The organism is Aminobacter sp. DSM 101952, assembly GCF_001424795.1.
Lineage (GTDB): Bacteria > Pseudomonadota > Alphaproteobacteria > Rhizobiales > Rhizobiaceae > Aminobacter > Aminobacter aganoensis.
In genome coordinates this window covers 576,313-601,798 of the sequence record NZ_LMCL01000001.1, presented here as the reverse complement: position 1 = coordinate 601,798, position 25,486 = coordinate 576,313, and the positions used below count along the sequence as shown (strand labels likewise).

Below are 25,486 nucleotides of genomic sequence, written 5' to 3'. Positions count from 1 at the left end.
CCCGTTAGCCGAGGCTGCCGGACCGTTTTCTTTTTTTGTGCCTCGCGGCAGCAACAGGCAAGCCGCGCGGCAAAGGCCAGGAGAGGTCGACTATGAACAAGGTTCCGATGACGGCGGGTGGATTCGTCGCGCTGAAGGAAGAGCTGCGCTGGCGCCAGCAGGAAGAACGCCCGCGCATCATCGAGGCCATCGCCGAGGCGCGCTCGCATGGCGACCTTTCGGAAAATGCCGAATACCACGCCGCCAAGGAATCGCAGAGCCTCAACGAGGGCCGGGTCAACGAACTCGAGGACCTGATCGCGCGCGCCGAGGTGATCGACGTCACCAAGCTGAACGGCGACAAGATCAAGTTCGGTGCCACCGTCGTGCTCGTCGACGACGATACCGAGGAAAAGAAGACCTACCAGATCGTCGGCGACCAGGAGGCCGACGTGAAGTCCGGCCGCATCTCGATCTCCTCGCCGATCGCGCGCGCGCTGATCGGCAAGGAAGTCGGCGACGCCATCGAGGTCAACGCGCCGGGCGGCGCGCGCGGCTACGAAATCGTCCAGGTACAGTTCATCTGAGGCGTGGGCGGCGCCTGCCGCCGCCATACCGGACCAGACAACGATGACAAAAGCACAAAGCCGCGCCGACATTTCCGGCGCGGTCGACATGGCGCGCATCGAGGTGATCGCGCCCAATCTCAAGAAGCGCCTGTCGGGCGTCACCAGCACCATCGTGCAACTGGTGCCGGTCCAGGCGCGCGACCTCGGCATCGCCGTGTTCGGGCCCGGCCTGCCCGACAATCTGCCCAAGATGCGCTGGTGGCAGCTTCCATCGCTGCTCCGGCGCCCGGCCTCCGGCCGGCCCCGCATCTGGCACGCCCGGCGCAACGTCGAGATGCTGGCCGGACTGGTGCTGCGTGACGTCTTCCGGGCGCCGCTGAAGCTGGTGTTCACGTCGGCCTCGCAACGACACCATACCGGATGGAGCAAATTCCTCATCCGGCGCATGGACGCGGTGATCGCCACCAGCCGCAAGACCGCGGCCTATCTCGAAGTGCCCAACACGGTGGTGATGCACGGTATCGATACCGTCCGGTTCTGCCCGCCGGAAAATAGGGCCGACGCGAGGAAAGCCGTCGGACTGGACCCGGCGCGCCAGTATGTCGGCTGTTTCGGCCGCATCCGCCACCAGAAGGGCACCGATCTGTTCGTCGATGCGATGATCGCGGTGCTGCCGGAGCGGCCGGAATGGTCGGCGATCATCGCCGGCCGGGCGACCGCGCAGCATGTCGAATTCGAAGAGCAGTTGCGCACCAAGGTCGCCGCGGCCGGCCTGGCCGACAGAATCCTCTTCGTTGGCGAGCACACGGACATTCCGCGCTGGTATCGCGCGCTGTCACTGTTCGTCGCGCCGCAACGCTGGGAAGGTTTCGGGCTGACGCCGCTCGAAGCCATGGCCAGCGGGGTACCCGTGGTGGCGGCCGATGTCGGCGCGTTTTCGGAGCTGGTTCCGCCGGACGCCGGTATGGTCGTTTCGGCGGATGACCTGCGGGTCATGATCGCTGCGTCTAGCGCTTTTATGGATCATCCCGAACGGCAAGCTGCGGCCGGAAACGCCGCATTGGCCTATGTTCGGGCAGATTTCCCGCTCGAGCGCGAGGTAGACAATCTCGCCGCCGTCTATGGGCGGGTCTGGGCGCAGTAACAAGTTGATTCTTGCACGCTTGTGGGCGTTCAACTTGGTTCCTCGGGCACTAGGCTCGACCACAATAATGCATTCTTGGAAGGAGCTACGGTGATGGAGGGAGGTTTCTTTCCACCTGACCGAGGCTACTGGCAGGCAATCGGCGAGTGTCCGACAAGATCTTGGCAACTTATCCCATCGCACGATTGACGTGCCCCTAAAGTAGGACGCGAACTTCGACTGGACAGGCGCGGAATGGTCGGTTCAGCCCAAGACTTGGTCGATCAAACGCTGATTGATGGTGCCTATGCTGGCGCACTTCGGCATCCTGCAACAATTATCAAATTCAAGGGTGTTGACGGGTGGGTGACCCGTGAAGCAGCTGCCATCATCGCTATCTGTGACGCCGTGTTTTCCATGTACAAACCCGCTTTGCCCGTGAGGAAGTGCTCACCACAGCCATCGCGACGGCCCAAGACGAGGCGGCGCTCGACGCAATCGACGTCAGCGCCGGCTGGCCGGCTTAGATCGTCTCGGGAGTTCCACGCATCTTGAGTAACTTGGCTGGAACGCCACCGTAGACCCCGAATGGCTCGGTCTTGCCCCGTACAACCGCCCCCGCTGCGATGACGCAACCGGTGGAAATATGGGCTCCATCCAGAACGGTGACGTTGGCACCGATCCATACATCGTCCTCAATGGTAACTCCGCGTTGCGTGCCGCCCTGCGATCCGATGGGCCTATCGATGTCCGAAAAGTTATGGTTCGACGGGATAATGACAGTATGGGCTGCGATGCGTACCCAGTTGCCGATCTTGAGACCTCCATGCCCATAGAGGATAGAATACGGGTTAATGGTGCAGTTGTTGCCGATCAAAATATCTCCCGGCCCCAACAACATCGCTCCCGGGTAAATGGTAGTGTCGCGACCGATAGAAATTGAACCACTCCGAGGACGGAGAACGGCCCTTTGACTTACTTTGGCGCGGTGCCCTACACGAATTCTACCGCGACTGAGCAAAGCCAAGACCTTGGCGCGGAAGATGCTTGAAGTGATTTTCATGTCCGTCTGTCTAGCCAGCAACTCGCGATCTTAGCAACACCTTGCAGGTATGACAGCCGGCTCACAACGCTGTCGGCATCAATGCCGTTGGCCAGGCAGTTCCGTCGCGCGTCCTATCCGGCGCTGAGCAAGATCGTCTTGTGCGCTTCGACCTTAAGCGTGAAGCCCTTGTTCCGAAGCGCCTGAAGCATGGCGGTGACCTTATCCTCACCGGTGATGTGGGGGTGGATCTCGACCACGATATGCTTGACGCCCGACAGTGTGGAATTCGACAACAATTCGATTTCCGCCCCCTCGACGTCCATGATGACGATATCTGGTCGATGCTCGGCCAGAACGTCATCGAGGCGATCACTTTGCACTGACATTTTCTCGGCGTGGCCACCCCGTTCCTTGGTGGACGATGAGACGATGTTGTCGCTCCTGAAGAAGGCGATTGGTTCGCCGTCGGTGGTGATGGCTCGCATGCGCAGGTTGGGTGTCAGGCCGTTCAGAGCATAGTTGTTACGGATTATTTGCTCCAACAACGGGTTGGCCTCATACGACACGACGTTCTGAGCGCCACATAAGCGCGCGCACAGAAGTGAGACGAAACCGATCCCGGTGCCAATCTCCAGGACTCGATCATTTGGCGCGAGCAATCCGCGGACCAATTGGCGTTCGTGGCTTTCGTATGTTTCCTTGAAGAGAGCCGAACGGATGAAGCGAGGCAACGCTTCCGGAGAGGTCGAGATCCTTACACCGTCGAGTGTGATCTCCTGCACGTTGAGCAGGCGACGCCAATGAAGCTTCAAGCTGCGAAAATAGTTGGGCATATCAGTGATCCGTAGGCTATTTTTGGGCGCTTATGAAATAGCCGAGGGCCACGCTACAAATACGTTCACCCCGACGTCCCGAATAGCGCCCGTCGCCCCTGGCGAAGGTGATTTTCGAGTAAAGCAGATCGAAGAAGTGTGAAAGATGGAAACGGCCACGCTTGAAAAGGCCTCTGTAACCGCTGATGCTGCCGGCGCTGGTGTAGCGCCCCCAAACCAGAGGCTGCAGCTCGATCTTGGAAAAGCCAGCGCGGGTCAGGGTCTCCCGCCACCAACTGGGCGTTCCCCTGAAGTAGTCATCGGGATGTCCATGGATACGGAAGATGAATGGCACTGTAATGTGAACAGTTCCGCTGGGCGCAAGCACACGGTAGATTTCGTCGACGACGAAACGGGCGTCGTAAATGTGTTCGAGCGTGTTGAGACAGAGGCAAGTTGCGTAGCTGTTGTCGTCGATCGGAAAAACGCCGTTTGGGCCGACCAGGTAAGTCGGGTCGATTTTCGGATCGATGTTGAGTGAGTCATATTTCACGGACTGCGGAAGTATGTCGCGATAGAGCGAGTTTCCTCCGCCCCCAACGTCAAGCAATGAACCTTCAAGTCTCAATTGGACAAGCTTTTCGTATTCGAGTGCGCGTAGGCAACTTAAGCCCTTCTTTCGGCTATAGATCTTTTGCCAGCGCGCTAGGCTGGGAAGCAGCGGTGGGACATATGTGTAGGTCAAGCGACTCTTCTTCGCAGGTAGCTGGATATGCGGGCAGGTATCTCATGTACTGCCGCGAGGCGTGGCGCAAGACTCTATGAGGGTTACTCAGCCGATCGCGTGCGCAAAGTGTGGTTCAACTCGTTTGACAGGCGTGCTAGGCCACGCCAAATGATGTGGATCGTTCCCTGGATAAGGGGGAATGCTCGGTGCAGGTCTGGTCCGCCCGTTGCCTTTCAGTCAACCTCCATTTAATGCAAATATTGCAATGCACGGCCCATGCCTAGTAAAAGGAAAATCGTGGAAAGCACTCTTCCCCTTTCTGCGTTCATCATCTGCCTGAACGAAGAAGATTATCTCGGAAACTGCATCGATAGTCTGCGCGGTTGCCGCGACATCGTGATTGTGGATTCCGGATCCACCGACGGAACGTTGGCATTGATCCAATCCTACATCGATCGGGGCTGGCCGATCAGGCTTTTCTCGGAAAAGTGGCGCGGCTATGCCGGGCAAAAGCAGTTCGCGCTCGATTTGTGCCGAGAGGATTGGTGTTTCAACATCGATGCGGACGAGCGATTTGACGATGCGCTTCGGGCCGCGCTGCCTGCGCTCTTGGCGGCCGACGACTCGGTTGTTGGATGGCGCATCGCTCGGCGCCCCTACCTGATCGGATATGGTTACACGCCGGCACATGTTCACGAACGGCGCAATCTCAGGCTCATTCGTCGTGGGCGCGGCCGTTACGACCTGTCCCAGCGAGTCCATGAGGGCATCCGGCCTGATGGCCACGTCAAGGCTGCACCTTCCGGCAGTCTGCTTCACTTCCGCCCAATCATCATGGACCAGCAAATTCTCAAGGAAAACAACTACTCCACGCTCAAGGCCGATCAATTGGTCGCGGCCGGGCAGGGTCCACGTCGCTTCAGGCTCATTTTCAATCCGCCGATGTTTTTCCTGCGCCTCTACCTGCGCAATGGCCTTTGGCGATGCGGCTTCACCGGGTTCATCGAGGCAATGACGGGCGCAGTCTATTCCTTCCTGACGGAAGCAAAAATCTATCAGCGCAACGCACTTCGGACCAGGCCATCTGTCGATGACGTCGACCGTGGCGCGAAGTCAGGCCGTGCCGGGCAGCAGCCATGAAGGTAATGCATTTCCATTTTGGCAAGGATGGCGGAGCCGAACGTTTCTTTGTCCATCTGCTCAACGGACTTGCTGAGCATGGTGTGCAACAGAAAATCGTGATCCGCCCTGATCGCGCCTGGAAGAACAACATTCACCGTTCGGTGGAGGTGATCGAGAGCCATTTCCGGACCGCATCGTTGGATCGCTTCTTGCTACCCTTGCGTGTCAATGCACTCATCAGACATTGGAAACCGAACAGTGTCCTTGGATGGATGCCCAAGGGAGCCAAACTCGTGCCCGGAAACCCTAAGCCGCATCGACTGGTACGTCTCGGCGACTATCCGACCACATTGAAGAAGTTCCGCAATATCGACACCGTAGTCTGCAATACGCCGGGAATTGCCAGCCATGTCAGGGCCATGGGCTGGAAGCGCGGTGTCGAAGTGATCTCCAATTTCACCGACATGGAGCGAGTGGCGCCCTTCAGCCGCAGCGCCATGAATACTCCGGAAGACGCGTTCGTCATTTCCTCCATGGGACGTTTCGTGCCGCGCAAAGGCTTCGATGTCCTCATACGAGCGCTCGTCGAACGGCCGAAGGCTTATCTGTGGCTGATCGGGAATGGCGAACAGGAAGGCAATCTGCGTGCACTGGCCGAACAACTCGGCGTCGATGACCGTGTTCGGTTTGCCGGCTGGCAGAAAGATCCAAGGCCTTTCATCGCGGCCAGTGATTGCTTCGCGATGGCGTCCAGCCACGAGCCCCTGGGCAATGTGGTCCTCGAAGCTTGGGCGCAGCATGTTCCGGTCGTCTCAACCCGGTCGGAAGGTCCGACCTGGTTCATGCGCGACGGCGACAACGGACTGATGGTCGACATCGGCGATCACCAGGCGTTTGCCAGGGAAATCGGCCGCGTCCAGGATGATGTTGAAATGTCGAGAAAGCTGGTCGCGTCAGGGCTTCGCACACTTGAGCAGCAATTTTCAGCTGATGCGGTCGTGCGTGCCTACATGGCACTTTTCGCGGCCCACCCCTAGATCCCCACCAGTCCCTCATCCTTCACCTGCCGGATCGTCAGCGCCGTGCGCACGGTGTCGACATTGGGCGACGATGTCAGCTCCTCGATGACGAAGGTCTGGAAGGTGCCGAGGTCGGGGGCGAGGCAGTGCAGCATGAAGTCGGATTCGCCCGAGACCATCCAGGCGCTGCGCACGATCGGCCAGTTGCGGGTGCGGTCGGCGAAGGCCTTGAGGTCGACCTCGGACTGGCGGTTGAGGCCGACGAGGCAGAAGGCGACGACGTCCATGCCAAGTGCCGGGGCGTTGAGCAGGGCGCGGTAGCGCTGGATGATGCCTTCGTCCTCCAGCCGCTTGACCCGGCGCAGGCAGGGCGGCGCCGAGATGCCGACGCGACGCGACAGTTCGACATTGGTCATGCGGCCGTCGTCCTGCAGTTCGCGCAGGATCTTCCAGTCGATGGCGTCGAGATCGGCCTTGATCGGCATGTTCGCTCCAGCTCTCGCGCAAGAATCTTGCGCGTCCTTGTCATTAAACCACTCGCAGCCATTGGGAAGCCCAAGCTGAGGAAATCGACGCCGGGCATGGGCGCGTTCCCCCGAAGATCAAGCTTTCGGGGGAGTAACATCTTGTCGCCTTGCGCGGGGCAGGGGTGAACACCTAGATTAGAGGCGATCTGCGCCCCGTTTTGCGGGGGGCTGCTTTTTCCATTGACCACGAAGGCCCTTGCGATGACCGCCAAACATGCGCCAGTTCTTATCATCGGTTCGGGTCCTGCCGGATACACGGCAGCGATCTATGCGGCACGCGCCATGCTCAAGCCGATGCTCGTCGCCGGCATGCAGCAGGGCGGCCAGCTGATGATCACCACCGAGGTCGAGAACTATCCCGGCTTCGCCGAGCCGATCCAGGGGCCCTGGCTGATGGACCAGATGCGGGCGCAGGCCGAGCATGTCGGCACCGAGATGGTCCACGACATCATCACCGAGGTCGACCTCGACGTCCGGCCGTTCCGCGCCAAGGGCGATTCCGGCACCGTCTACACGGCCGACGCGCTGATCATCGCCACCGGCGCCCAGGCCAAATGGCTTGGCCTGCCCTCCGAGCAGGTGTTCCAGGGTTTTGGCGTTTCGGCATGCGCCACCTGCGACGGCTTCTTCTACCGCGGCAAGGACGTGGTGGTGGTCGGCGGCGGCAATTCGGCCGTCGAGGAATCGCTCTACCTCTCCAACCTCGCCAAGACGGTGACGGTGGTGCACCGGCGCGACCATTTCCGCGCCGAGCGCATCCTGCAGGAGCGGCTGTTTGCCAAGGACAACATCAAGGTGATCTGGGATTCGGCGGTCGAGGAGATCGTCGGTGCTGCGGCGCAGAAGCCGCTGCCGCCGTCGGTCAACGGCGTCAGGCTCAAGAACGTGCACACCGGCGCGATCACCGAAATGGCGACCGACGGCGTGTTCGTGGCGATCGGCCATGCGCCGGCGGTCGAACTGTTCGTCGGCAAGCTGAAGCAGAAGCCGAACGGTTATCTCTGGACCGAGGCGAACTCGACGCGCACCAACGTGCCCGGCGTGTTTGCCGCGGGCGACGTCACCGACGACATCTATCGCCAGGCGGTGACGGCGGCGGGCCTCGGTTGCATGGCAGCGCTTGAGGCCGAAAAGTACCTGGCGGGAATTGAAGTGCATCGCGAAGCGGCCGAATAGGCCGACCAGACGCCTGGCATAAGAGGGGAAAAATGGCGTTGGATTGGGATAAGTTGCGCGTGTTCCACGCTGCGGCGGAGGCTGGCTCTTTCACGCATGCGGCGGAGACGCTGCGGCTGTCGCAGTCGGCCATTTCACGCCAGGTGAGCGCGCTCGAGCACGACATCGGCGTGCCGCTGTTCCACCGCCACGCGCGCGGTCTGGTGCTGACCGAGCAGGGCGACATGCTGTTTCGCACTGCCCACGACGTGCTGATGAAGCTTGAGACGATCAAGACCAGGCTGACCGAGACCAAGGACAGGCCGTCGGGCGTGCTGCGCGTGACGACGACCGTCGGCCTCGGCGCCGGCTGGCTGACCGAGCGCGTCCAGGAGTTCCTCGAACTCTATCCCGACATCCAGCTGCAGTTGATCCTCGCCAACGAGGAACTCGACCTGACGATGCGCCAGGCCGACTGCGCCATCCGCCTGCGCCAGCCGCAGCAGCCCGACCTGATCCAGCGCCGGCTGTTCACCGTGCATTTCCATCTCTATGCCTCGCCAGCCTACGTCAACAAATACGGCAAGCCGTCGTCGATCGCCGAACTCAAGAGCCACCGCATTGTCACCTTCGGCGTGCCGGTGCCGACGCATCTGAGCGAGCTCAACTGGCTCGAGACGGTGGGCGATTTCGAGGGCGGCCAGCGCGTGCCGACGCTGCAGATCAACGACATCCTGTCGATCAAGCGGGCAGTGCAGACCGGTGCCGGCATCGCCATGCTGCCCGACTATGTCGTGGGCAAGGATGACGGGCTGGTGCAGCTCCTGCCCGAAACCGAGGTGCCGTCCTTCGACACCTATTTCGCCTATCCCGACACGATGAAGGAACAGGCCAAGCTGCATGTGTTCCGCGACTTCGTCATCTCCAAGGCGCGCAGCTGGGCCTTCTGAGGCCGGGCGTCAGGCACCGCCTCAGCCGTCGCCGCGCCAGGGCGTGAGACGCGGCAGCCAGCCGGGAACGTTGCTGCGGTAGGCCTCGTATCGGCCGCCATAGCGGTGGGCCAGGACTGGTTCTTCATAGAAACGCACGAAGGCGGCCATGGCGGCGGCGATGACGGCCGCATAGGCGACGAGCGGCCCGTGCGCGAAGATCAGTGCCTGTCCGAGGATGATCGCCAGCACGGCCACATACATCGGGTTGCGGACGTGGCGATAGGCGCCGCCGATGACCAGCCGCTCGGTCGGCGCGATCGGGGCAGGGGTGCCCGAACCCTCCATGGCGAAGCGGGCGAAGGCATGCAGCAGCACGCCCAGCCCGGCCGCGACGAGCATCACACCCAGGACCACCAAAGCCGCATTGGCCACGGCAAGGCCGTAGCCGGCGGTGAGCATCCACGGCACCAGCCCGGCGACGATTCCGGGCGCGGCGAGGAAGAAGACGGCACTGCCGAGCACTGCGGACGGTTTGCGCAAGGCCTGCACTCCCATTGGTCGGGTTGCTTGGAGAGTGCGCATGATGCCGGTTCTGCCGCAACAATGATCGTCCGCTGCCCGAACCGGCGGCATTGCACTGCAGCACGGAATTCGGCGGCCTTTTTGCCGTCAGCGCGTCTTATGATGTGCATTGCAGCATCGATATCTGCCGGTTTTCGGCGGTAATTCTGGTCCTATCGGGCCTGTAACATAGTTGGACCACAGCTCGCGCCTTTTTGCATGCGTGCGTTGCAAAATAGATGCTTGTTTGTTGGGCATAGAGAGCACATATATTGATCATCTCCAGGGCGCGTTCCTCCTCCCATTAGCGCCCTCGAGTGTTCCCCTCTGGAGGTTAGCCTTAATCGGCACTTCCAAACAAACTCAGCCGGATCTTCTTGGATCCGGCTTTTTTGTTGCCCGGGTTCAGGCGCTCCAGCCCACGTAACAGTGACATGTAACCCCGGGTAACGTTCCCCGTTCCCCGCGACGCGCCTAGCTTTTGGATGGACGCGGTGATGGCGCGCCGGGAGATGGGGGCATCACCCGAGCGGGCCAGGGCTCAGGCAAAGCGCCGCGTCCAGCAGTTTGCCAACGACCCAAGACGTTGGCCACGTAGCGGCGGACCTGCCGTCCCGCCTCCCGCGGAACGGTCCGCAAAAAGCGGTGCCCGAGATTGCCTCGGGCGCCGCTTTTGATTCTGGCGGGCCGTCTCCATATCGGCCCTGTGGTTCCATTTTCCCGATCACTGGCAGAAGGCATCGTGGGGGTAGCATGAGCAAGACACCGGCAGCGAGGCCGAAGATCCATGGCGGAGGGTGCCTTTGCGGTGCCATCCGGTTCCAGGCGCTTGGCCCGGCCGGCAAGCCGCATACCTGCTCGTGCCGCATCTGCCAGCGTCACACCGGCGCCCTGACCGCCGCCTGGGTGGAGTTCGCCAGCGACAAGGTGAGTTGGACCGGGCCGGGCGGCGCGCCGTCGGTCTATCGCTCGTCGGATTATTCCAGCCGCGCTTTCTGTGCCTCCTGCGGCAGTTCGCTCGGCGCCATCGACGACGCGCCGGTCGTGGCGCTTTTGGTAGGGGCGTTCGACAAGCCCGGCTCGCTCGAATTCAAGCCGACGGCCCACTCGTTCCGCGGCGGGCGGCCGAAATGGTGGCATGTCGACATCAAGGCTGGGTAAGGCTCACATGTAGAGCTTGGCCGGGTCCTTGCCGGCATAGAGCTGGCCGACATCTGCTGCGTAGCCGTTGAACAGCTGCGTCGGCACCAGTTCGCCGGTATGCAGCACACGTTCCCTGGCCTGGCTCCAGCGCGGGTGCGGCACGTCGGGGTTCACGTTCGCCCAGAAGCCGTATTCGCTCGGCTGGATCGCTTCCCACAGGCCGACGGGCTGCTCGGCGACGAAGTCGATCTTGCGGATCGACTTGATCGACTTGAAGCCATATTTCCACGGCAGCGCGAGACGCAGCGGAGCGCCGAACTGCTTGCCCAGCGGCTTGTCATAGGCGCCGCTAACGAGGAAGGGCAGGTCGAGTGCTGCCTCCTCGATGGTGACGCCTTCAACATAGGGCCAGGGATAGACGAAGTCGTTCTGTCCCGGCGCCATCTCCGGATCGAGGAAGGTCTCGAAGCGGATGAACTTCGCGTCCGCCTTGGGGCTGGCCATCGCCACCAGCGCCTTCAGCGGAAAGCCGCTCCACGGGATGGTCATCGACCAGGCCTCGACGCAGCGGTGGCGGTAGAGCCGCGTCTCCAGCGGAAACTTCCTGATCAGGTCGTCGATGGCGAGCGTCATCGGCTTGTCGACGAGGCCGCCGATTTGCACCTCCCACGGCCGTGTCTTGAGCTGCTGGGCGTTGGCGGCGATTTCCTTATAGGTGCCGTATTCGTAGAAGTTGTTGTAGTTGGCGTTGATCTCTTCGGGCGTCAGCGAGCGGTCGAGCTTGTAGGCCGTGTTCGGCTTGGCCGGATAGAGGTCGGCAGTGGGGTCCTTTTCCTCGGCGCGAGCCGGCCGCGGCAGCGCGGCGGCGGCAAGGCCGAGCCCCATGCCGGCGAGGATCGAGCGGCGGTTGAGGAAGATCTCCTCGGGCGTGGCCAAGGCCTCTGAGATCGCCCAGTTCGGGCGGCGGTGTACGAATGCCATGCTTGGTTCTCCAAAGGGACCGTCCGCAAGGTCGCCCCGGCGGACAGCGAAATCAACGCGGTCACGTTCACATACGTGTGCGAACGCTGCCGTGTTTCGTTCGCTTGCCGCATTGAAGATCAACAGAGCGTGAGGAGGAAGGTCCGGACGGCCGATGGGGCCGCCCGGTCCATCCCGTGTCACGCGGCCTTGCCGGCCGACTGCATCGCCTCGTCGGCGAGGCGGCCGGTGAGTTCGGCCATGTGGTCGAACTCGGCGCGGTAGGTGGCGGCACCCGCGGTCGCCGAGCGCAGCTCGATGATCAGGTCGCCGATCTCGGATTGCGGCATCGTCGCCTCGACCACGTCCCAGCCTTGCCAGTCGGCGCGCGCGTCGTAGCCGAGGATCTGGCCGCGTCGTTGAGGCACCAGCGCGATGATGCGGGCGGTGGCGTCGGAGGGGGTGAAGATCTCGACCTTCATGACGGGTTCGAGCAGGACCGGCGAACAGCCGGGCATGCCTTCCTTCATCGCGATCTTGGCCGCCATCTGGAACGCCATGTCGGAGGAATCGACGCTGTGGTAGGAGCCGTCCGACAGGTTGACCGCGATGTCCACGACGGGAAAGCCGAGCGGGCCGACCTTGAGGAAATCGCGCGCGCCGGCCTCGACCGACTGGATGTACTGCTTGGGCACGACGCCGCCGGTGATCGTGTCGGTGAACTCGAAACCCGAGCCGCGCGGCAGCGGCTTGATCTCGATGACGACATCGCCGAACTGGCCGTGGCCGCCAGACTGCTTCTTGTGGCGGCCGCGCTGCTGGACGGCCTTGCGGATCGTCTCGCGATAAGGCACCGCCGGCGCATAGCCTTCGACGGCGATCTGGTTGCGGCCTTCGAGACGCTCGCGCACCACCCTCAGATGCATCTCGCCATGGCCCGACAGCACGGTTTCGGCCGAGTCCTGGTTGTGGTGCAGGGTCAGCGAGGGGTCTTCCTCGGCCAGGCGCTGGATGGCGGCCGACATCTTGACCTCGTCCTTGCGCTCCTTGGGACGCAGCGCGAAGGCGTAGACGGGTTTTGGCGGCTCGAGGCTGACGAGCGGCTTCATGCCGCCCTTGGCCGAGGTCAGCGTCTGGCCTGTGGCGACGTTGTCGAGCTTGCCGAGTGCCACGGTCTCGCCGGCACCGGCGCTGGCGAGCTTGGACTGGTCCTTGCCGAGCATGCGGTAGATGCCCGAAACCTTCGCTGTGTCGGTGGCATTGAGCCACAGCTCGGCGCCGTCGCCGACCTGGCCGGACAGGATGCGCGACACCGACAGCTTGCCGGCATGCGAGGTGTGGATGGTCTTCATCACCTGGACGATGGCCGCACTGCCGTCGGTGACGCCGAGCCGCTTGCGGGTCGCCTCGACATCGGGGGCGTCGTGGCGGATGGCCTTCAGCAGCCTGAGCGCGCCATTGCCCTTTTCGGCCGAGCCGATCAGCACGGGGGTGACAGCGCCATCGCGCAGATCGGCGGCGAGGTCGTCGAAGACCTCGTCCTTCGGCGGTTCGATTTCCTCGAGCAGCTGCTCCATCAGCTGGTCGTCGTGGTCGGCGAGGGTTTCGAGCATGGCGAAGCGGGCTTCGAGCTCGCGCGCCTTCTCGTCGCCGGGGATTTCGGCGATCTCGCTCTCGGCATACTCGCGGTAGACATAGGCGCGTTCCAGCGCCAGGTCGATCGAGCCGACGACGACGCCATCCTTGCGTAGCGGGATCTGGCGCAGCAGCAGGGGCGTGCGGCTGACTGGCTGCAACAGCTTGAGCGTGTCGCGCACGCCGGTCGTCGCCTTGTCGATCTTGTTGAGGAACAGGATGCGGGGCACGCCGAGCTCGTCGAGCTTGCGCATGATCAGCTGCAAGGCGGGGATCTTCTTCTCGTCGGGTTCGGCGACCACGACCGCCAGGTCGCAGGCAGCAAGGATGGGGTCGGCCTCGAAGGCAAACTCGACCGAGCCGGGGCAGTCGACGAAGGTGATGCTCTCGCCCATGAACTGGGTGGTGGCAAAGACCGCCTCGACGCTCATCGCGTGGGCGCGGGCCTCGGCCGAATGATCGGACACCGTGTTGCCGGTCGACACCGGCTGTTGCTTGGAAATGGCGCCCGTGCGGGCGAGAAGGGCTTCAAGAAGAGTGGTTTTACCGCTGGCAAAGGGACCGACGATGGCGATGCATTTCGGTCCCGTGCGTCTTCCTCCGGCGCGACTACCCATGAGAGCTGACCTCCACTCAGGCATTTTTCCCTGAATGCGGCGGCCGGCCTGTTCGGCCGTCGCGGGCAATGACGTTTTTGGTGTTCCTCCCGGTCGTACCCATCGTCACACGGCTTTGCCGGGAGGGCAAGGGGATGAGGCGCCCGCTCGGTTCGGAGGCGAGCCATCCGTCGCGGCCGAACCTCCTGCTCAGGTCCAGCGCCAGGCCGGAGCCAATGAAGGGAGGGCCGGGAAGCTTGAAACCACCGGCCTCAATCTCGCCAGAGCCGGTCAGGCGGCTTGCCAGGACTGCAACTGGGCAAGGGTCGCCGTCGCTCCGCCGCAGACGACCATCAGCACGCGTTCGAAGCGCGCCAGTGAAGCCGGATGCGTATAGGCGAGGGCGAGCGTCGCGCCACAAGCCGGCTCGACCAGCACGCGATGGTCGTCGACGAAGCGCAGGCAGGCCTCGACGGCGGCGCGGTCTTGCACGATGACGCTCTCGACTGCTCGGCTCTGTGCCAGCTCGAAGGCGCGCTCGCTGACGACGCGGGCACCGAGCGAGGTGGCGATGCTGGTGATGGCGGGCAGTTGCACCCGCCAACCGGCCGTCATCGCGGCAGCCAGCGACGCCGCTCCGTCGGTCTCGACAGCTATGATCGGGACATGTGCCAGGTCGTTGCGCGCCAGCCCCTGGGCAACGCCGGCCATGAGACCGCCACCACCGACAGACAGAGCGACAGCATCGAAAGACAGCCCGCTGGCGACGACTTCGTCGATCATCGTCGCATGGCCGGCCCAGAGCAGCGGATCGTCAAAGGGGTGAATGAACGCCGTTTCCGCGTCGAGCGCCGACAGGGCGCGTTCGTTGGCCTCCTGCCACGAGGCACCGTGGACGATGACCTCGGCGCCCTCCTGGCGGATCAGCGCCTTGGCCCTGTCCGTCGTCGTCTCGGGAACGAAGACCGACACGGGAATCGACAGACGCCGGCCGGCATAGGCAACTGCGATGCCGGCGTTGCCGCCTGAGGATGAGATGAAGCGGCGCTTGCCGCTGCTGGCATGGTGTTCGCAGGCGGCGCCGATGCCGCGGATCTTGAATGAGCCGGGTGGCTGCAGGGCGTCCATCTTCAGCCAGACCGACCGCCCCGCTGCCAGGCTGAGGGGCCGCGATTCGAGCAGAGGCGTGTTGAGATGCAGGGTCATGGGTTTCGACCTTGGGGGAGACGTTTGGTGCTTATGCGGTAATTCTCGAACCGGCGCCAGCAGGCAGGAGGCCCTGACGAGCGCTCATGCGCCCTCAGGCCACCGGCCGACCAGCCAGGACTATCGATGCCGGCCGTTTTCGGCATGTCTGTGAAATGAAAAAGCCCGGCAGGTTCGCACCTGCCGGGCTTTTCAGCGTTGGTGGCCGAGGATCAGTCCTTGGCGTTGAGGTCGGTGCCGAGCGTGTCCTTGACGAACAGCGTGCCGATGATGAGCGTCATCGCCGCGATCGCGATCGGGTACCACAGGCCGTAGTAGATGTCGCCGGCCGCAGCACTCATGGCGAAGGCGGTTGCCGGCAGCAGGCCGCCGAACCAGCCGTTGCCGATGTGATAGGGCAGCGACATGCCGGTGTAGCGGATGCGGGTCGGGAACATCTCGACCAGGATCGCCGCGATCGGGCCGTAGACCATGGTCACGTAGATGACCAGGACGGTGAGGATGGCGATGATCATCGGCCAGCTGACGGCTGCCGGGTCGGCGACCATGGCGAAGCTGCCACCGGCCGGGATGTTGAAGAACCCGACCTCCGGAGCTCCGGCTGCCTCTTCGGCGGTGACCAGCTTGTCCTTGATCGCCTGTTCGGTCGGAACGGTGGTCTTTTCGCCGGCGCGGACCGCGGCGGCGTCGAGCTTCAGTTCCGGATTGGCGGCGATGAAGGCGTCGAGCTTCTGGTCGGCAACCTTGGCCGTACCACGGACCAGCGGATAGCCGGCGTCGTGGAGGGCGATGTTGACCGATTTGACGAAGGCAGCGTCGCTCGCCTTGGCGGCATCGCCGGCGGCGATGGCGTCATAGGAGGTGACGGTTTCCTCGCCGATCTTGACGGTTGCCGGGGTGCCCGGAGCAGCCGTCGCGACGACGTCATAGGGAACCGAGTTCTTGGTCAGGAACGACGTGGCGATATCGCAGGAGGTGGTGAACTTCGCGGTGCCAACCGGGTTGAACTGGAACTTGCAGTCGCCGGGAGCGGCGGTGACGGTGGCGCGAACGTTCTGCTGGGCGGTGGCGAGTGCCGGGTTTGCGGCCCAGGTCAGCGCCTTGAACAGCGGGAAGTAGGTGACGATGGCGAGTGCAAGGCCGGCCATGATGATCGGCTTGCGGCCGATCTTGTCGGACAGCCAGCCGAACAGCACGAAGAAGCCGGTGCCGAGAAGCAGCGAGATCGCGATCATGATGTTGACCGCCTGGGCGTCGACCTTGAGCACGTTCTGCAGGAAGAACAGTGCGTAGAACTGGCCCGAGTACCACACCACGGCCTGGCCGGCGGTGAGGCCGAACAGCGCGAGCAGGGCGATCTTGGCGTTCTTCCACTGGCCGAAGGCTTCCGACAGCGGCGCCTTGGAGCCCTTGCCCTCTTCCTTCATGCGCTGGAAGGTCGGCGATTCCGACAGCGACAGACGGATCCACACCGAGATGCCGAGCAGGATGAAGGAAAGCAGGAACGGAACGCGCCAGCCCCAGGCGGCGAAGGCCTCCTTGCCGAGCCAGCTCTGCACCACCAGGATGACGACCAGCGACAGGAACAGGCCCAGCGTCGCCGTGGTCTGGATCCACGAGGTGTAGTAGCCGCGGCGGTCGTCGGGGGCGTGTTCGGCGACATAGGTCGCAGCGCCGCCATATTCACCGCCGAGCGCCAGGCCCTGCAGCATGCGCAGCACGATCAGGATGATCGGTGCGGCGATGCCGATGGTGGCCGAGCCGGGCAGCAGGCCGACGAAGAACGTCGACAGGCCCATGATCAGGATGGTGACGAGGAAGGTGTATTTGCGGCCGACGAGATCGCCGATGCGGCCGAAGACCAGCGCGCCGAAGGGGCGCACCAGGAAGCCGGCGGCGAAGGCGAGCAGCGCGAAGATGTTGCGCGTCGCCTCGGGATACGAGGCGAAGAAGGTCGCGCCGATGAAGGCGGCGAGTGAACCGTAAAGGTAGAAATCGTACCATTCGAAGACGGTGCCGAGCGAGGAAGCGAAGATGACCTTCTTCTCTTCTCGCGACATGCCGCGACGGGTAGCGCCGGCGGTTGCCGAAATTGCCATAATTGTCTCCTCCCAGAGTGCCGGCGGTAAAGGGCCTGGAGAGCAATCTCCGCGCGAATCCGCCGAACCTAACGACGGTCGAAGTGATAACGCCGGGAGGCGGGCGTTATCCATCGCTGCTTTGGGATTATGACTTTGGTCGTAGAAGCAGCCGCGAAGTGTTCGAAGCTATTGATGCTGCATCGCAAAAGACGATGTGAGACCGGCGCCAGAAGAGCGGGGCCTGTGCTGGCGCCCGGCGCTGCTCGCAGGCGGAAAGCTGCTTGCGGATGCTGCCCGGCGGCACGATTGGCGCCGCCGGGCCGTTTGTCAGGCAAGGCGGGCTCAGGCGGCCCGCTCTTCCTTCTCGACGAGGTAGCCGCGGTCGCGCAGCCACCTTGCGATGATGATTTCGACCATCGACGACACCGAGCGGTGATCGTCCTTGGCCGCCTTGACGAGCGCTTCCTTGAGATCGCGTTCGATACGGAATCCGAGTGGGTGAGTCTTAGACATGACAATTCCTGAGACTTGTCGGGACGTGCAGTCCCGTGGGAGGACGACCGGCAAGCTGCGACGAGCCTATGAATGTGTCGCGTATTGTCCGGTCATGCGGCGCAGGTGGGGCGCGTTGCGCCGTCAGGCCTGGGCTGGCGGGGCGCGGGGTGCGCTCGTTCGTGCGCGCAGGAAATTGAAGGGCGAGCCAGCCGGCGAGGCGGCGCTGTCGATGGCCGCGATCGGCAGGCCGTGGCCGGCCCGAAGCAGGCCGCTGTCGTCGGCGCCGTCGCAATTGCCTTCGGCCATCGGGACGCACGAATCGCCCCAGGCCAGAAGTGCGAAAGGATCTGCGGGTTCCGTGTAGGGCACATCGCCGACGGAAAGCTGAGGGCTTTCGTCTTGATTGCTGAAATGCGCCTGACTCGATGCAACCGAGGCCGAAAGGGCAGCAAAAACGGTCAACAGCAACAAGAACAAGTGCGTGAGCAAACTTGTGCTCCTTCGCCCCTGCTGCTGCTGTCTATGCTGATACAATTGCTGCCTCTGGACGCCTCTGCACACCGCCGCCTGCCGCGGCGGATATAGTTACTTTAGATTAACAGAGTTCAGGCCGGAACGGCAATATGCAAATGTATAACAGCGTATGAGAATCGAAGATTCTTGCCGGCAGCCGCATGACAGTTTCGGTCGATTCGCGCAGCCGGCAAAGAAAAACCCGGCCGGAGCCGGGTTTTCCAACAGTCCGATACGGCCGGGCTCAGACGAGAGAGGCGGTAAAGCGCTGGATGCGCGTGCAGGCCTCTTCGAGGGTCTTTTCCGAGGTGGCGTAGGAGATGCGGAAATTCGGCCCGAGGCCAAAGGCCGATCCGAACACCACCGCCACGCCTTCGGCTTCGAGCAGTTCCGAGCAGAAAACCTCGTCATTGGTGATAACGGTGCCGGCTTGGGTCTTCTTGCCGATCAGCCCGGCGCAGGACGGATAAACGTAGAACGCGCCTTCCGGCGAGGGGCAGGTGATGCCGCGCGCCTGGTTGAGCATCGACACGACGAGGTCGCGGCGGGCCTGGAAGATCGCCTTGTTCTTGGCGATGAAGTCCTGCGGGCCGTTGAGCGCCTCCACCGATGCCCACTGGGCGATTGTGCAGGCACCCGAGGTCTGCTGGCCCTGGATCATGTCCATCGCCTTGATCAGCTGGATCGGGCCGGCGGCATAGCCGATGCGCCAGCCGGTCATCGCATAGGCCTTGGACACGCCGTTCATCGTCAACGTGCGGTCATAGAGCTGGGGCTCGACCTCGGCGATGGTCTTGAAGACGAAGTCGCCATAGGTCAGGTGCTCGTACATGTCGTCGGTCAGCGTCCAGACATGCGGATGCTTGAGCAACACGTCGGCGATGGCGCGCAGTTCGGCCTCGGTGTAGGCGGCGCCCGACGGGTTCGACGGCGAGTTCATCAGCAGCCACTTGGTCTTTGGCGTGATCCTGCGCTCAAGTTCCGCGGCGGTCAGCTTGAAGCCGTTGTCGATGCTCGTCTCGGCAAACACCGACGTACCGCCGCAGATCGCCACCATCTCGGGATAGCTGACCCAGTAGGGGCGGGGGATGATGACCTCGTCGCCCGGGTTCAGCGTCGCCATGAGGGCGTTGAACAGGATCTGCTTGCCGCCGGTGCCGACGATGGTCTGCTCCGGCTTGTAGTCGAGGTTGTTCTCGCGCTTGAACTTCCTGGCGATCGCCTCGCGCAGCGGGACGATGCCGGAAACCGGCGGATACTTGGTCTCGCCGCGGCGGATGGCTTCGATCGCCGCGTTCTTGATATTGTCGGGGGTGTCGAAGTCCGGCTCGCCGGCGCCCAGGCCGATGACGTCACGGCCCGCATTTTTCAGCTCGCGCGCTTTCTGCGTGACCGCGATGGTCGCGGAAGGCTTAACGCGGGAAAGGGCATCGGCAAGAAAGGCCATGACTTCAAGTCTCCGGTTCGGAAAAGGCGCGGTCGCGCGCCGCTTTGCGCGCCCGACGGAACGCGCGGCGCTGTAATGTCGCATGACGCAAGGAATCGCAAGCATATTGACGTCGCGGGCGTACCGGATCTGCTGGGCCAGGGACGTGGTGAGCTGTGCATAAGCATGCGGCTGCCAGCCGGTGGGTCAAGTTTGAGACATTCCGTTAACCGGCGATCAAATCTTCGATGAGATTTTGGCGAAGCAAATTCGCAGTATTCCGGAAATAGGACGGACCGTGTCGAAGAGCATCGGGCTCGCCCATATCATCCGGCACGACGACGGTTCTGCGACCGGAGTCTGGGGCGTGCACGCCCTGCACAGCGCGTTCCAGCCGATTTTCGCCTTTCAGTCGGGGCGTTTGCTGGCCACGGCCTTCGAAGGGCTGATCAGGCCGTTTCGCGGTGCCGATGCGGTTCCGCCGGGCATGTTCTTCGCCGTCGTGGACGGTGCCGAGCGGCTGCAGGTCGAGACCCTGACGCGGACTCTGCATTTGCTCAACGCCGCGGCGTTCGTGCCCAGGTCCGCATCGATCTTCATCAATTTCGATCCGTCGGTGTTCCTCGACCGCTCGATTTCGGAACACGCGCTGCGCGACATGCGCCAGGTTCTCAACGAGACCGGCATCGACCCGCGCCGCATCGTCTGCGAAGTGACCGAGAAGAAGCCGGCCTCGGAAGAGGCGCTGTTCGATTTCGTCCGGGCCCTCAAGGCAAACGGCCTGCGCATCGCCGTGGACGATTTCGGTTCGGCCGAATCCGACATCAAGCGAATCCGCGACATCAAGCCCGACATCGTCAAGTTCGATGCTCATTGGATCAGCCGCCTGATGGAATCCGGCGCAGGGTTCGCGCTGCTCAAGGAGATGGTGGCGAACTTCGAGGAGAAGGGGATCCGCACCGTCTTCGAAGGGCTCGAGGAAAGCTGGCAACTGCAGCTGGCCGAGCGCTCCGGCGCCTCGATGGTGCAGGGGTTCGTGCTGGCGATGCCGGAGATCGTGCCGGCTGATTTTTCACATTTCGAGCCGGCGGCGCCCGTGGCTGCCGGCAAGCAACAGGGGTCCCCGGCTGCAGCCGGAGACGCTGGCCCGCTGGCAGGCAGCGCGCCGAGACCAGGCCGAAGCTTCGGCAAAAGGACTTCATGATGAGTGACGGGTTTTTCGGGTTTGGAGCACTGCCGGCGGATCTGGCTGCCAGGATCGTCGCCGACGAGATCGGGCTGGAGTTCGGCGTCCATGGCGACTTCCGCCTGCGCTGCGCCATGCAGCCGATCTTCCGCCATGAGCAGGGCCGGCTGACGCCGGTGGCCGCCGATGCGCAGGTCGTGCCTTATCTCAAGGGCCAGCCGGTGGCGATGCCCGAATTCCTGGCCGAGGTGGCTGCCGAAGATCGCGCGATCGTCGGGCGCATGATCGAGCTGCTGCCGCTGGCCAATGTCCACAACATTGGCGTCGAAGGCATTTCGCTGCTGTTCCGTCATGACGGACGCGGTGGCCGCGAAGCCACGGCCGACCTGCGTTTCATGGTGCAGCGCCTGGTGGACGAAGGGTTCGACGTGTCGCAGCTGATCTGCGAAATCGATGGTGTCGACGAAAACCTTGCCCACGCCTTGCGCGAGCTGGGCCTGCGTGTCGCGGTTGGTCATCACGGGGCAGGGCAGCCGGATGCACATGCAGCCGCTCGGGTGAAAGCCGGCATCGCCAGGCTCGATCGGGCGTCGTTCGAGCGATTCTGCGCCGACGCCGCGACCGGCAGGCTGTTGCGGCCCGTGGTCTCGGAGTTCAAGGCGCAAGGGGTATCGGTGCTGGTCGAGGGCATCGACAGCGAAAGCCGCCTTGAAATCGCCCTTGGCGCCGGCGTCGACCTTTTCCAGGGCGACCTGCTCGAGCCGGCCATGCTGGTCGGCAGCGTCTTTGCGGACGGGCCGCGCGAAATGTCGCAATATCGCCGTGGCGCGTGTGTCGTCGTTCCGCTGTTTGGCTGATTTCAGGCGAAACATCACAAATGCTGATGTTTCGGTGCAGAACAAATCGCTGGTTTGACGTTTCTGTGCGGTGATAATCGCGATCGAACAAAGGGGCGAGCGCGATGATCACGATCTATGGAATGAGCGACAGCGGCAACAGCTATAAGCCGCGCCTGCTGATGGCCAAGCTCGGCCGGCCTTTCAGGCATGTTGAAACCAGCTCGCGCGACGGCTCGACACGCTCGGCCGCCTACCTCGCCAAGAACGCCAACGGCAAGGTGCCGTTGCTCGAGCTCGAGGACGGACGCTTCCTGGCCGAGTCCAATGCGATCCTGCTGCATATGGCCGAAGGGACCCGGCTGCTGCCGACCGACGCCTACGAACGGGCGCTGGTCAATCAATGGCTGTTCTTCGAACAATACAGCCACGAACCCTACGTTGCCGTTCGGCGGACGATGTTTCTCTATCCCGAGCGTGCCGCCCAGGCGACGCCGGAACGGATGCAGGCGTTGCTCGACGGCGGCAACAAGGCGCTCGGCGTGATGCAGGTGCAGCTTGAAAAGACGCCATTCCTGGCAGGCGCTGCGATCAGCGTCGCCGATATAGCGCTCTATGCCTACAGCCATGATGCGACCGTCGGCGGCTATGACCTGGATGCTTTCCCCGCGGTGAAGGCCTGGCTTGCCCGCGTGGCGGGGGACGAGGGGCATGTGCCGCTCACCTGGCTGCCCTGACCGCCAGATCCGGAACGAAAAAGGCCCGAAGATCCGATCTTCGGGCCTTTTTCTTGTGTTGCGCTCAGGTGTTGCGGAAGGGCTTCCGCGACTTGAAGCCTGTTTGCGAAAAACAAAAAGGCGGGGTGTAACCCCGCCTTCCGCTGTCAGCAGCTGATCCTGGTTCCTTTGGCCCGGGGCTCACGGCAATCTGCCGCATCGTCCTTCAGGTCTTGGTTCCGGCGCGCTTGTGGCGCGGCCGCCAGTACATCCGTGACTTGCTACGCAATCGGAGCTTTCGCTCCCGCGCGCCTTAAATCAGACTGCCTTGAGAGCTCCGGCAGACGAGCGGCCCGTACGACGGTCCTGCTCGATCTCGAAGCTGATCTTCTGGCCATCGGCCAGCGAGCCCATGCCCGAACGCTCGACAGCGGAGATGTGGACGAATACGTCCGCGCCACCTGCGTCGGGCTGAATGAAGCCGAAGCCCTTGGTTGCGTTGAACCACTTAACGGTGCCAGTTGCCATTGCGATAATCCTTGTCGTCTGCAGTTTGGTCTTGATCAAGCTATGTGCCCGACCCGTGATATCGAAATTTTGGAGATAGACGTCTGCAAACGCGAGAGTGTCGCGGGGCACGGATCTGTCGGCCGAAATATCAACGTGAGCGATATACGGGCAATTGTCGCTCGACGCAAGCCCTTCCTGAAGCGGCATGCTTGAAACCGGCCTCAATAGTCATGCAACCAAGGCGGGCGAAAAGTGTTATATTGCTTGGCGTTACCGCGTCGTGGGATTGGAGGAAGCGCAAGCCGCGCCGCAGTTTCTTGTATCGTCGCATGATCCGGAACCCGATCCCGTCGTCGGGCTCATGCATGAGTGTCGCTGCCGAAGTCTTCGGAGATCCGTCATGAAAGCCATTCTGCTTGCCGTTTGCCTGACCCTGGTCGCTGCCGAGGCCCAGGCCGTCTCGCGCTACATTTCGACCAGCATGAGTTGCGCCCAGGTGCAGGGCGCGGTTCGCGGCGAAGGTGTGGCGATCCTGCGCTGGGCATCGCCGACCTCGGGCGTGCCGCGCTATGACCGCTATGTCAGGAACGACCGCTTCTGCCCGTCGGGCCAGGAGGCGCGGCGCGCCTATGTGCCGACCGCCGATGCCAGGTCCTGCCCGGTCTACAACTGCAAGCAGATCGAGCGCGACCGCTTCTTCTTCAAGCGCCGGCTGTTCCCGCACAATTGAGGCTTGGCGTCGGCTGTTCCGGATATTGCGAACGGGTCGCTTGCCGACATCATGAGAGGTCCGCGCTCCGGCGTTCCTAGAAGCCGAACGACGCTTGCGCTGCCGGCGGCGGGCCGACGCGCACGCCTTCCAGCACCAGCATTCGTTCTTTCATCACCGAGCCGCCGGTCGCCGAGAAGCCGCCGATTTTGCCGCCGGCCGCCAGGATGCGGTGGCAGGGGATGACCAGGGGGATCGGATTGCTGCCGAGTGCCGCACCGGTTTCGCGGAACAGGCCCTTATGCCCGGCCTTCTCGGCCAATCCGCCATAGGTGGTGGTTTCGCCGTGGCGCAGGTTTCTTGCCGCGGCGTAGATGTCGCGGCGGAACGTGTCGACACCGGCGAGATCGACCGGGACGCCGGAGAAGTCGATGTCGGCGCCGTCGGCATAGCGCCTGACGTCGGCGACGAGGGCCGCGATCCATGCCGGGGCAATCCGGTCGGCGTTGGCATTTGCGGCGTCCGTGCCGGCGAGCCGCAACAAGCGCCGCTCGGCTGCCGCGTGGGTTTTTTCGGGCAGGCAGACGCGGGTCAGGCCAGCATCGCTCCAGGCGAGCGCCATGAAGCCGAGCGACGTTTCGAACACTGCGTGGCCGGGCAGGGGCAAGGAAATGGTGCTGTCCATGTCACTCCCTTCCGTGGAGGCATTTGCCGCCAAATCGGTACAAATCAGGAACATTTTCGCACGATCTGCGGCCCTATGCCACCCGAAAACCGCATTCGCCTGTGGATTGCCCGGGCGGGGGCCTTCATGTAAGGAGGGTCGGACGGGACGAAATCATTAACCAGAGTGTGCATTTGCCGGCGATAAAGACCCATCTGCTGATCTCGGCGGCATTGGCGACGGCTCTGCTGTCGGGCTGCCAGACAAACACGGCGGCGCTCAGCACCGACCTTTCGACTGGCGCGGACGTGGCCCTGAGCGCCGATGCGAGCCTTGCGCCAACTGCCGGTTCCGATGCGGGCCTCGTGCAGTCGGCCGACGCCGATATCGCGCTGCCTGAAACCGTGACTGTGGTGCCCACATCCTTTGCCGCGGCCGAAACATCGCCGGCGACCGCCGCGCTCGAGATGGCCGCTGCTGCGCCCGATGCAGCCGACATCGCTGTCGCCGCTGCGGCGCCAGCTCCGGCACCCGGCGGCGAAGCCGCCACCACCGTCGCAGCCACATCCGAAGCAGCCAAGGCGCCTGCCGCGACTGCACCGGCGCCCGTCGTCGCGCCTGCCGTCGCCAAGGCGCCGGTCGATCCGATGAGCGCGCCGATGGCCGGCGGCGACATCGTCGTCGCTGCCAGCGATGCCAAGCTTTCCGGCGAGTTTCCGCCCGCGCCGACGCTTGCCGACTATGCCCTGCCGGCCAAGGCGCCGGTGCCGAAAAGCTATCAGGTGGCGTCGCTCGGCAATGTTGCGCCCGAAAGCTTCGCCGCATCGTCCTATGCCGCTCCCGACAGCCCTGCGCTGGCTTCGCGCGGCAAGGTCGACGAGCTGATCGCCAAATATGCCGCCCTCTACGAGGTGCCGGAGCGCCTGGTGCGGCGCGTCGTCAATCGCGAGAGCACCTTCAACCCGCTGGCCTACAACAGGGGCCACTGGGGGTTGATGCAGATCAAGCACGCGACGGCGCGCGGCATGGGCTATGACGGCCCGGCCAACGGCCTGCTCGATGCCGAGACCAACCTGAAGTTCGCCGTCAAATACCTGCGCGGCGCCTTCATGGTGTCCGACGGCAACGAGGACATGGCCGACAAGCTCTACCAGAGCGGCTACTACTACCACGCCAAGCGCAAAGGCCTGCTCGACGAGACGGGCCTGGGCCGCGACCGCGTGCGCCACCGCGGCTGAC

26 protein-coding genes are annotated in these 25,486 nt (G+C 63.3%); 12 read left to right on the top strand and 14 right to left on the bottom strand.

Going from position 1 to position 25,486, the window contains the following annotated elements:
- Positions 1-92 precede the first annotated feature (92 nt).
- Together greA and ASC75_RS02860 are read left to right on the top strand one after the other, a co-directional pair.
- A complete protein-coding gene (greA, locus tag ASC75_RS02865) occupies positions 93-566 on the top strand; it encodes a transcription elongation factor GreA (RefSeq protein WP_055970348.1) in 474 nt (157 codons plus the stop codon).
- Positions 567-609: 43 nt separating this feature from the next.
- Positions 610-1,692, top strand: coding sequence for a glycosyltransferase family 4 protein (locus ASC75_RS02860; protein ID WP_055970346.1), 1,083 nt, complete (start codon positions 610-612; stop codon positions 1,690-1,692).
- Positions 1,693-2,194: 502 nt separating this feature from the next.
- On the opposite strand, the gene ASC75_RS02855 is transcribed toward ASC75_RS02860, so the two are convergent.
- The 3 genes from ASC75_RS02855 to ASC75_RS02845 all read right to left on the bottom strand — a co-directional run bounded on the left by ASC75_RS02855 (position 2,195) and on the right by ASC75_RS02845 (position 4,273).
- Positions 2,195-2,734, bottom strand: coding sequence for an acyltransferase (locus ASC75_RS02855; RefSeq protein ID WP_244487735.1), 540 nt, complete (start codon positions 2,732-2,734; stop codon positions 2,195-2,197).
- 113 nt (positions 2,735-2,847) lie between these two features.
- Complete coding sequence (locus ASC75_RS02850) at positions 2,848-3,549, bottom strand: FkbM family methyltransferase (protein ID WP_055970342.1); 702 nt, start codon at positions 3,547-3,549, stop codon at positions 2,848-2,850.
- 16 nt (positions 3,550-3,565) lie between these two features.
- Entirely contained in the window at positions 3,566-4,273 is a 708-nt protein-coding gene (locus ASC75_RS02845) for a methyltransferase domain-containing protein (protein WP_162244885.1), read from the bottom strand.
- A 279-nt stretch (positions 4,274-4,552) separates the two neighbouring features.
- Between ASC75_RS02845 and ASC75_RS02840 the strand changes: the two genes are divergently transcribed.
- Both ASC75_RS02840 and ASC75_RS02835 read left to right on the top strand, forming a co-directional pair.
- Positions 4,553-5,395: a glycosyltransferase family 2 protein gene (locus tag ASC75_RS02840; RefSeq protein WP_200943432.1), complete on the top strand. Its 843-nt coding sequence runs from the start codon at positions 4,553-4,555 to the stop codon at positions 5,393-5,395.
- A complete protein-coding gene (locus ASC75_RS02835; RefSeq protein WP_055970336.1) occupies positions 5,392-6,414 on the top strand; it encodes a glycosyltransferase in 1,023 nt (340 codons plus the stop codon). Before ASC75_RS02840 ends, ASC75_RS02835 begins: the two co-directional genes overlap by 4 nt.
- Here ASC75_RS02835 and ASC75_RS02830 read toward each other — a convergent pair.
- Complete coding sequence (locus ASC75_RS02830; protein ID WP_055970335.1) at positions 6,411-6,881, bottom strand: Lrp/AsnC family transcriptional regulator; 471 nt, start codon at positions 6,879-6,881, stop codon at positions 6,411-6,413. The two genes, ASC75_RS02835 and ASC75_RS02830, sit on opposite strands and share 4 nt — an antisense overlap.
- 243 nt (positions 6,882-7,124) lie before the next feature.
- Here ASC75_RS02830 and trxB point away from each other — a divergent pair, with 243 nt between their 5' ends.
- On the top strand, positions 7,125-8,099 hold the full coding sequence (trxB, locus tag ASC75_RS02825) for a thioredoxin-disulfide reductase (RefSeq protein ID WP_055970636.1): 975 nt from the start codon (positions 7,125-7,127) through the stop codon (positions 8,097-8,099).
- Between the two features lie 32 nt (positions 8,100-8,131).
- A complete protein-coding gene (locus tag ASC75_RS02820; RefSeq protein ID WP_055970333.1) occupies positions 8,132-9,028 on the top strand; it encodes a LysR family transcriptional regulator in 897 nt (298 codons plus the stop codon).
- Positions 9,029-9,049: 21 nt separating this feature from the next.
- On the opposite strand, the gene ASC75_RS02815 is transcribed toward ASC75_RS02820, so the two are convergent.
- Complete coding sequence (locus ASC75_RS02815; RefSeq protein WP_055970635.1) at positions 9,050-9,550, bottom strand: isoprenylcysteine carboxylmethyltransferase family protein; 501 nt, start codon at positions 9,548-9,550, stop codon at positions 9,050-9,052.
- Positions 9,551-10,324: 774 nt separating this feature from the next.
- Between ASC75_RS02815 and ASC75_RS02810 the strand changes: the two genes are divergently transcribed.
- Entirely contained in the window at positions 10,325-10,732 is a 408-nt protein-coding gene (locus ASC75_RS02810; protein WP_055970332.1) for a GFA family protein, read from the top strand.
- 3 nt (positions 10,733-10,735) lie between these two features.
- Here the strand turns inward: ASC75_RS02810 and msrP are convergent, their stop codons facing one another.
- The 7 genes from msrP to ASC75_RS02780 form a co-directional block, all read right to left on the bottom strand.
- On the bottom strand, positions 10,736-11,695 hold the full coding sequence (gene msrP, locus ASC75_RS02805; protein WP_055970331.1) for a protein-methionine-sulfoxide reductase catalytic subunit MsrP: 960 nt from the start codon (positions 11,693-11,695) through the stop codon (positions 10,736-10,738).
- Positions 11,696-11,874: 179 nt separating this feature from the next.
- On the bottom strand, positions 11,875-13,926 hold the full coding sequence (locus tag ASC75_RS02800; RefSeq protein ID WP_055970330.1) for an elongation factor G: 2,052 nt from the start codon (positions 13,924-13,926) through the stop codon (positions 11,875-11,877).
- Positions 13,927-14,196: 270 nt separating this feature from the next.
- Complete coding sequence (locus ASC75_RS02795; RefSeq protein ID WP_055970328.1) at positions 14,197-15,111, bottom strand: pyridoxal-phosphate dependent enzyme; 915 nt, start codon at positions 15,109-15,111, stop codon at positions 14,197-14,199.
- 212 nt (positions 15,112-15,323) lie between these two features.
- Positions 15,324-17,210 (bottom strand): MFS transporter, encoded by a 1,887-nt coding sequence (locus ASC75_RS02790; protein ID WP_055970327.1) that lies wholly within the window; start codon positions 17,208-17,210, stop codon positions 15,324-15,326.
- A gap of 324 nt (positions 17,211-17,534) precedes the next feature.
- Positions 17,535-17,705: a hypothetical protein gene (locus ASC75_RS26345; protein ID WP_018428911.1), complete on the bottom strand. Its 171-nt coding sequence runs from the start codon at positions 17,703-17,705 to the stop codon at positions 17,535-17,537.
- 123 nt (positions 17,706-17,828) lie between these two features.
- Complete coding sequence (locus tag ASC75_RS02785; protein ID WP_156381076.1) at positions 17,829-18,221, bottom strand: hypothetical protein; 393 nt, start codon at positions 18,219-18,221, stop codon at positions 17,829-17,831.
- Positions 18,222-18,444: 223 nt separating this feature from the next.
- The gene (locus ASC75_RS02780) at positions 18,445-19,647 is read right to left on the bottom strand and encodes a pyridoxal phosphate-dependent aminotransferase (protein ID WP_055970324.1); all 1,203 of its coding nucleotides are present in this window, start codon (positions 19,645-19,647) and stop codon (positions 18,445-18,447) included.
- A 277-nt stretch (positions 19,648-19,924) separates the two neighbouring features.
- On the opposite strand from ASC75_RS02780, the gene ASC75_RS02775 reads away from it, so the two are divergent.
- The 3 genes from ASC75_RS02775 (at position 19,925) to ASC75_RS02765 (ending at position 22,385) form a co-directional block, all read left to right on the top strand.
- A complete protein-coding gene (locus ASC75_RS02775; protein WP_055970323.1) occupies positions 19,925-20,830 on the top strand; it encodes an EAL domain-containing protein in 906 nt (301 codons plus the stop codon).
- Complete coding sequence (locus tag ASC75_RS02770) at positions 20,830-21,669, top strand: EAL domain-containing protein (RefSeq protein WP_055970321.1); 840 nt, start codon at positions 20,830-20,832, stop codon at positions 21,667-21,669. Before ASC75_RS02775 ends, ASC75_RS02770 begins: the two co-directional genes overlap by 1 nt.
- A gap of 104 nt (positions 21,670-21,773) precedes the next feature.
- On the top strand, positions 21,774-22,385 hold the full coding sequence (locus ASC75_RS02765; RefSeq protein ID WP_055970320.1) for a glutathione S-transferase family protein: 612 nt from the start codon (positions 21,774-21,776) through the stop codon (positions 22,383-22,385).
- A 297-nt stretch (positions 22,386-22,682) separates the two neighbouring features.
- Here ASC75_RS02765 and ASC75_RS02760 read toward each other — a convergent pair whose 3' ends face one another.
- A complete protein-coding gene (locus tag ASC75_RS02760; protein WP_055970634.1) occupies positions 22,683-22,892 on the bottom strand; it encodes a cold-shock protein in 210 nt (69 codons plus the stop codon).
- 382 nt (positions 22,893-23,274) lie between these two features.
- On the opposite strand from ASC75_RS02760, the gene ASC75_RS02755 reads away from it, so the two are divergent.
- The gene (locus tag ASC75_RS02755; protein WP_055970318.1) at positions 23,275-23,604 is read left to right on the top strand and encodes a hypothetical protein; all 330 of its coding nucleotides are present in this window, start codon (positions 23,275-23,277) and stop codon (positions 23,602-23,604) included.
- A gap of 76 nt (positions 23,605-23,680) precedes the next feature.
- Here ASC75_RS02755 and ASC75_RS02750 read toward each other — a convergent pair whose 3' ends face one another.
- On the bottom strand, positions 23,681-24,268 hold the full coding sequence (locus ASC75_RS02750) for a methylated-DNA--[protein]-cysteine S-methyltransferase (RefSeq protein ID WP_055970317.1): 588 nt from the start codon (positions 24,266-24,268) through the stop codon (positions 23,681-23,683).
- A 173-nt stretch (positions 24,269-24,441) separates the two neighbouring features.
- Here ASC75_RS02750 and ASC75_RS02745 point away from each other — a divergent pair, with 173 nt between their 5' ends.
- A complete protein-coding gene (locus ASC75_RS02745) occupies positions 24,442-25,485 on the top strand; it encodes a lytic transglycosylase domain-containing protein (RefSeq protein WP_055970316.1) in 1,044 nt (347 codons plus the stop codon).
- Position 25,486 lies beyond the last annotated feature (1 nt).

Excerpts from the sequence above, each read along its gene's own strand:
- greA (WP_055970348.1), top strand. The coding sequence starts at position 93 with ATGAACAAGGTTCCGATGACGGCGGGTGGATTCGTCGCGCTGAAGGAA.
- ASC75_RS02860 (WP_055970346.1), top strand. The coding sequence starts at position 610 with ATGACAAAAGCACAAAGCCGCGCCGACATTTCCGGCGCGGTCGACATG.
- ASC75_RS02855 (WP_244487735.1), bottom strand. The coding sequence starts at position 2,734 with ATGAAAATCACTTCAAGCATCTTCCGCGCCAAGGTCTTGGCTTTGCTC.
- ASC75_RS02850 (WP_055970342.1), bottom strand. The coding sequence starts at position 3,549 with ATGCCCAACTATTTTCGCAGCTTGAAGCTTCATTGGCGTCGCCTGCTC.
- ASC75_RS02835 (WP_055970336.1), top strand. The coding sequence starts at position 5,392 with ATGAAGGTAATGCATTTCCATTTTGGCAAGGATGGCGGAGCCGAACGT.
- ASC75_RS02830 (WP_055970335.1), bottom strand. The coding sequence starts at position 6,881 with ATGCCGATCAAGGCCGATCTCGACGCCATCGACTGGAAGATCCTGCGC.
- trxB (WP_055970636.1), top strand. The coding sequence starts at position 7,125 with ATGACCGCCAAACATGCGCCAGTTCTTATCATCGGTTCGGGTCCTGCC.
- ASC75_RS02820 (WP_055970333.1), top strand. The coding sequence starts at position 8,132 with ATGGCGTTGGATTGGGATAAGTTGCGCGTGTTCCACGCTGCGGCGGAG.
- ASC75_RS02810 (WP_055970332.1), top strand. The coding sequence starts at position 10,325 with ATGAGCAAGACACCGGCAGCGAGGCCGAAGATCCATGGCGGAGGGTGC.
- msrP (WP_055970331.1), bottom strand. The coding sequence starts at position 11,695 with ATGGCATTCGTACACCGCCGCCCGAACTGGGCGATCTCAGAGGCCTTG.
- ASC75_RS02800 (WP_055970330.1), bottom strand. The coding sequence starts at position 13,926 with ATGGGTAGTCGCGCCGGAGGAAGACGCACGGGACCGAAATGCATCGCC.
- ASC75_RS02795 (WP_055970328.1), bottom strand. The coding sequence starts at position 15,111 with ATGACCCTGCATCTCAACACGCCTCTGCTCGAATCGCGGCCCCTCAGC.
- ASC75_RS02790 (WP_055970327.1), bottom strand. The coding sequence starts at position 17,210 with ATGGCAATTTCGGCAACCGCCGGCGCTACCCGTCGCGGCATGTCGCGA.
- ASC75_RS26345 (WP_018428911.1), bottom strand. The coding sequence starts at position 17,705 with ATGTCTAAGACTCACCCACTCGGATTCCGTATCGAACGCGATCTCAAG.
- ASC75_RS02780 (WP_055970324.1), bottom strand. The coding sequence starts at position 19,647 with ATGGCCTTTCTTGCCGATGCCCTTTCCCGCGTTAAGCCTTCCGCGACC.
- ASC75_RS02770 (WP_055970321.1), top strand. The coding sequence starts at position 20,830 with ATGAGTGACGGGTTTTTCGGGTTTGGAGCACTGCCGGCGGATCTGGCT.
- ASC75_RS02765 (WP_055970320.1), top strand. The coding sequence starts at position 21,774 with ATGATCACGATCTATGGAATGAGCGACAGCGGCAACAGCTATAAGCCG.
- ASC75_RS02760 (WP_055970634.1), bottom strand. The coding sequence starts at position 22,892 with ATGGCAACTGGCACCGTTAAGTGGTTCAACGCAACCAAGGGCTTCGGC.
- ASC75_RS02755 (WP_055970318.1), top strand. The coding sequence starts at position 23,275 with ATGAAAGCCATTCTGCTTGCCGTTTGCCTGACCCTGGTCGCTGCCGAG.
- ASC75_RS02750 (WP_055970317.1), bottom strand. The coding sequence starts at position 24,268 with ATGGACAGCACCATTTCCTTGCCCCTGCCCGGCCACGCAGTGTTCGAA.